General features: G+C 44.8%; 4 protein-coding genes and 2 pseudogenes. 4 read left to right on the forward strand and 2 right to left on the reverse strand.

The window, feature by feature from the left end; translation table 11 throughout:
- The 3 genes from V7L05_RS25395 to V7L05_RS25405 form a co-directional block, all read left to right on the forward strand.
- On the forward strand, positions 1-240 hold a 240-nt coding region (locus tag V7L05_RS25395; protein ID WP_335168217.1), incomplete at its 5' end, for an ATP-binding protein.
- Positions 241-289: 49 nt separating this feature from the next.
- Positions 290-673 carry a response regulator gene (locus tag V7L05_RS25400; protein WP_335168220.1) on the forward strand — a complete coding sequence of 128 codons (384 nt, stop codon included), beginning with the start codon at positions 290-292 and terminating at the stop codon, positions 671-673.
- A 230-nt stretch (positions 674-903) separates the two neighbouring features.
- A complete protein-coding gene (locus V7L05_RS25405) occupies positions 904-1,992 on the forward strand; it encodes a glycosyltransferase family 4 protein (protein WP_335168222.1) in 1,089 nt (362 codons plus the stop codon).
- 342 nt (positions 1,993-2,334) lie between these two features.
- Here the strand turns inward: V7L05_RS25405 and V7L05_RS25410 are convergent.
- A pseudogene (locus V7L05_RS25410) lies at positions 2,335-2,811 on the reverse strand (ISAs1 family transposase); the annotation flags it as partial.
- 184 nt (positions 2,812-2,995) lie between these two features.
- Here V7L05_RS25410 and V7L05_RS25415 point away from each other — a divergent pair.
- Positions 2,996-3,334, forward strand: a complete 339-nt coding sequence (locus tag V7L05_RS25415; protein ID WP_335168224.1) for a hypothetical protein — start codon at positions 2,996-2,998, stop codon at positions 3,332-3,334.
- 168 nt (positions 3,335-3,502) lie between these two features.
- Here V7L05_RS25415 and V7L05_RS25420 read toward each other — a convergent pair.
- Positions 3,503-4,228, reverse strand: a pseudogene (locus V7L05_RS25420) (NAD(P)/FAD-dependent oxidoreductase); the annotation flags it as partial.
- Between the last annotated feature and the right edge of the window lie 115 nt (positions 4,229-4,343).

The raw sequence follows: 4,343 nt of genomic DNA on the forward strand, positions 1-4,343 counted from the left end.
TGTTCCGCTTTCAGGAATCTTTTTACTGGCATGATGCACACACCCTTGGTTTATCTTGTTGCTATTTTATGCGACTTAAATGTGGAACAGCTTATGTCTGATTCTCGCCAAAAGGGGGGGACAGGATTAGGGCTGTCAATCTGCCGTCTGATTGTGCAACTGCATGGCGGACGCATCTGGGCAGAGAGTGAATTAGGGAGGGGCAGCAAATTTTACTTCACGCTGCCAATACCAGACTAAATTTGCATGATAAAATGTGTTCCAACTCGATGGAGTAACCCTAAATGTAATGTCATCTTCCTATGGCGATCGATGCATTCTTGTCGTTGACGACGAACCTGAACTAAGCCGCATTGTTAAAGTTACGCTAGAACGACTAAAGGGTTGGACGGTCATAACATCTGAGTCTGTACAAGCGGGACTAGAGCAAGCAAAAGGGCAGCATCCTGATGTGATTTTGCTGGATCTCAATCTGGATGGGGAGGGCCTGGCTCTGCTGCAAACTTTAAAGACCAACCCAATCACGCAGTCGATCCCAGTGATTTTGTTCACTGCAACCGACCTGTCAGACGATCGGCTAGAATTGTGCCCTTTCGACCTTGCTGGAGTCATCTTCAAGCCATTCAATGTTTTGCATCTTGCCGATGAAATCATTAAGCAGTTGGGGTGGTAATTCCCCTATTTGGAGGCGAATCTTACTAATTGACGGAAGAGGGATTACACGAAGGCTTTCTTGTATCAAAGTAAAAATTTTCTATTCAGAATTTCCTTATAAACCGCCTCAGAATTTCCTCATCAAATGCTTATCTTTCAGCGTTAGCGTGGCAATCAGAGTTCCTAAAGCAGATCCTGCTTGGGTGGCTTTAATAAACATTTCAGACTCAGTTTTTAGGAGAATCACGAATGCGAATTGCTCAAGTTGCCCCTTTAGGAGAGCGCGTTCCTCCCTTAACCTATGGTGGCACTGAACTTGTTGTTGGACTGTTGACGAATGAGTTAGTCCAGCGAGGACATGACGTTACACTGTTCGCCACAGCAGATTCAATGACTCTTGCCGAACTGGAACCCAGCATTTCAAAATCTTTCCGGCAGTTAGGAATATCGCCTCACGAGGCGCAGATATACAACATGATGCAACTCAGCAAAGTCTACGATCGGGCAAACGAATTTGACATCATCCATTCTCACATCGATTTTCAAGCCCTGCCCTATGCCAATCTGGTAAAAACCCCGACAGTTCACACCCTTCATGGGATTTTTGCCCCACTGATAGAACAAATGTATGTGAACCATAAACACCAAAATTTCATCAGTATCTCTAACTCTCAACGCCGTATGGATCTGGAACTAAATTATGTAGCTACGGTTTACAACGGAGTTGACCCAACCACCTTCATCTTTCATCCAAAACCCGACGATCCACCATACCTGGCTTTACTGGGACGAATCTCACCTGAGAAAGGAACCCATTTGGCAATTGAGATTGCTAAACGAACAGGTTGGCACTTAAAGATCGCAGGTAAGATCGATCGCGTCGATACGGATTATTACGAGCAGGATATTAAACCTCATATTGACGGTAAGCAAATTGAATTTTTGGGGGAAGCAAACCATGTTCAAAAGAATGCCTTGATGGGGGGTGCCGTCGCAACTCTCTTTCCCATCGCTTGGCAAGAACCCTTTGGACTGGTGATGACCGAATCAATGGTCAGTGGAACGCCCGTGATTGCGATGGCGATGGGTTCTGCACCAGAAATCATTACTCATGGCAAGACTGGTTTCCTTTGTCATACCGTTGAGGAGTGCATCGAAGCGTTGGCGAAAGTTGCCGAAATCGATCGCCATGCATGTCGCCAACATGTAGAACAGTGCTTCAGCTTAAATTCTATGGTGGATGGCTATAAAGCAGTCTATCAGAACGTGTTGGCAGACCAATTCAGCCGCAACGGTCGGCTCCAATTCAGCTCTGTTGTACGAATGGCACTAAGTTAAGCGCGACCACTACTTTCATCCGATAGAAGAAAAAAGCCTCTAAGGGAGGTAAAACAGGTTTTGATCCCTCAGAGGTTCATAATGTCTATCCCGAATGGCACTAAGAAAAGCCGGAACCCTATCCCAACGTTGACCGTAAAGCCCAACAATTTCGCTTGGTAGAATAAGTTTTTGTATCTAAAAGAGTAGTAATTAAGCTAACTCGTTGAGTGCGAAAACCAGGAATAACAATGTAATAGTAAATTTCTCGCACAGTTATGGAAGGAGGTAGAGCATCAAATTCATCCTTGCTCAATGCTTTTGGGCAACTTTTAGGTTTGTACCAAGTTACTAGGAAGGGAACTATTTACAATCTGCTGCGGCTAACTCTAAAAGTCTTTCTAAATATTTATTATCCATTGCTGCGAGAAACTGTTTATTCTTAATACCAAGCTTAACGCGCTTCTCTTGACCTAAAATATTGACTGCTATCTGACGTAATACTGCAAAATTCTGTGGAGCATTATCTTTTCTAATCCGACAGTCATCCTCGTTTAATGCTACATCTAGTACCCAATGCAATGAATTCTCTATTCCCCAATGATTGCGAACAGAATTAGCAAACTTTTGAGCATTATTCTCAAGACTGCTGATAAAATAACTAGTTTCAGTTGTTGTTTTACCATCCAATGAACGGACGGACTCTACCATTCCAACACTATCAAAATTTGACCAAACTGAATCTGGGTCAAGCCGAGACCCAATTCCAGTTAATATAACGTAGTTGCGGATTTCATGACGACCATGCTCCGTTTTTTCTGTTTTATATGTGCTATGTTTAATTCTTCAAGGGGCGACAATCGCCTCTAAGCCCGGACAGGGAAGGGTTTGGGAGGCACAGACCCCTTGAAAAAATTAGGCGCTTATTGAGAATGAACTGTATAGGGGTAATAGACTCTTCTGTGGAGATCGGTTTTGTGGTAAAAAAGAACGGTCTCGTAATTTGAACAAGACCGTCATTATAATGTTGGCATTATTCTACCAAAATTTTTTAGAAAAATACCTGAATAAAGCACAGTTAATCACCCTAAAGATGTTGGTGTGGTTGCTACAAAATCAAAAACAAGTGAAGATAGAAAAACTGGCAGCGACCCTACCATTACCAATACAACAAAACAGTCGAAGAGGTTATAATTTGGAAAGCTCTCAAGCCAGTCCTGATAGACTTGTACGTTTAATTTTCTTAATTGCTTTAGCCATGACTAGTGCTTGGTTGCAAGGTCAAAAAATTAAATTTCAACGACAACAATCTTATGTCTGTCGTTCCCAAGAGCAAGGTAAAACTGAAAAGCAGAAGTATTAAAGGTATCGAAAGAAGCAACATGTGCAACTTTAAGGAGAGGGTGGCTGCTCATAGCGGTGGTTTAGTAGGGTCGATGCTTTGATTTTAAGGGTAATTTTAGCGATCGCCATTTTATCCACCCACTGGGGTTTTATATTACCTCAATCGATCCTGCGATCGGGGTCCCATTTAGCTAGAAGCCAGGTACTCATGAACGAACTGCACTGCCATTGCCCCTTCTCCGACGGCAGAAGCCACCCGCTTGATGGAACCCAGCCGCACGTCTCCCGCTGCAAAAATGCCGGGAAGACTGGTCTCCAGCAGAAAGGGTTGGCGACGCAGCGTCCACTCGCCTGACTCCATCACTCGCAGACCTGTCTTGACAAACCCGTTGCGATCGCACTGAATGGCATCTGGCAACCATTTCGTATGCGGCACAGCACCGATAAAGACAAAGACTGCCAAACATTTAATCGTGTCAGCTTGTCCGGTTTGACTGCAAAACACCTCAACGGCTTCGAGCCACTTGTTGCCGTAGATTTTGCAGATTTCGGTGTAGCATTGCACTTCGATGTTGGGCGTTTGCTCAATCCACTGCACCAGGTAATGAGACATGGTTTTTCTCAGATCACCGCCCCGAATTAGCAAAAAGACTTTTCGAGTCTGTTCGGAGAGGAAAACTGCCGCCTGACCCGCAGAATTGCCGCCACCCACGACGACCACCTGGGCACCCCGGCACAGCAGAGCTTCCACTGCTGTCGCTGCGTAATAAACGCCGGAGCCTTCAAAGCGATCGCAGCCCTCAACGGCAAGCTTGCGATAGGACGCACCCGCGCAGATTAGAATGCATTTAGCAGAGATTTCTTCGCCGCTCTCTAGTCGCAGCGCGTAGTACCCAGTTTCACGGCTCAGTTGAACTACTTCCGCTGGTGCCGTTAATCAGTAAACCAAAAAGTTTTTCTCCAAAGAGCGATCGCTAAAACACTTATGTCTTTTGATACTTCTTGATACACAACTCTCTAACCAGCAG

Origin of the sequence: Nostoc sp. (assembly GCF_036917755.1) — a bacterium.
Lineage (GTDB): Bacteria > Cyanobacteriota > Cyanobacteriia > Cyanobacteriales > Nostocaceae > Nostoc.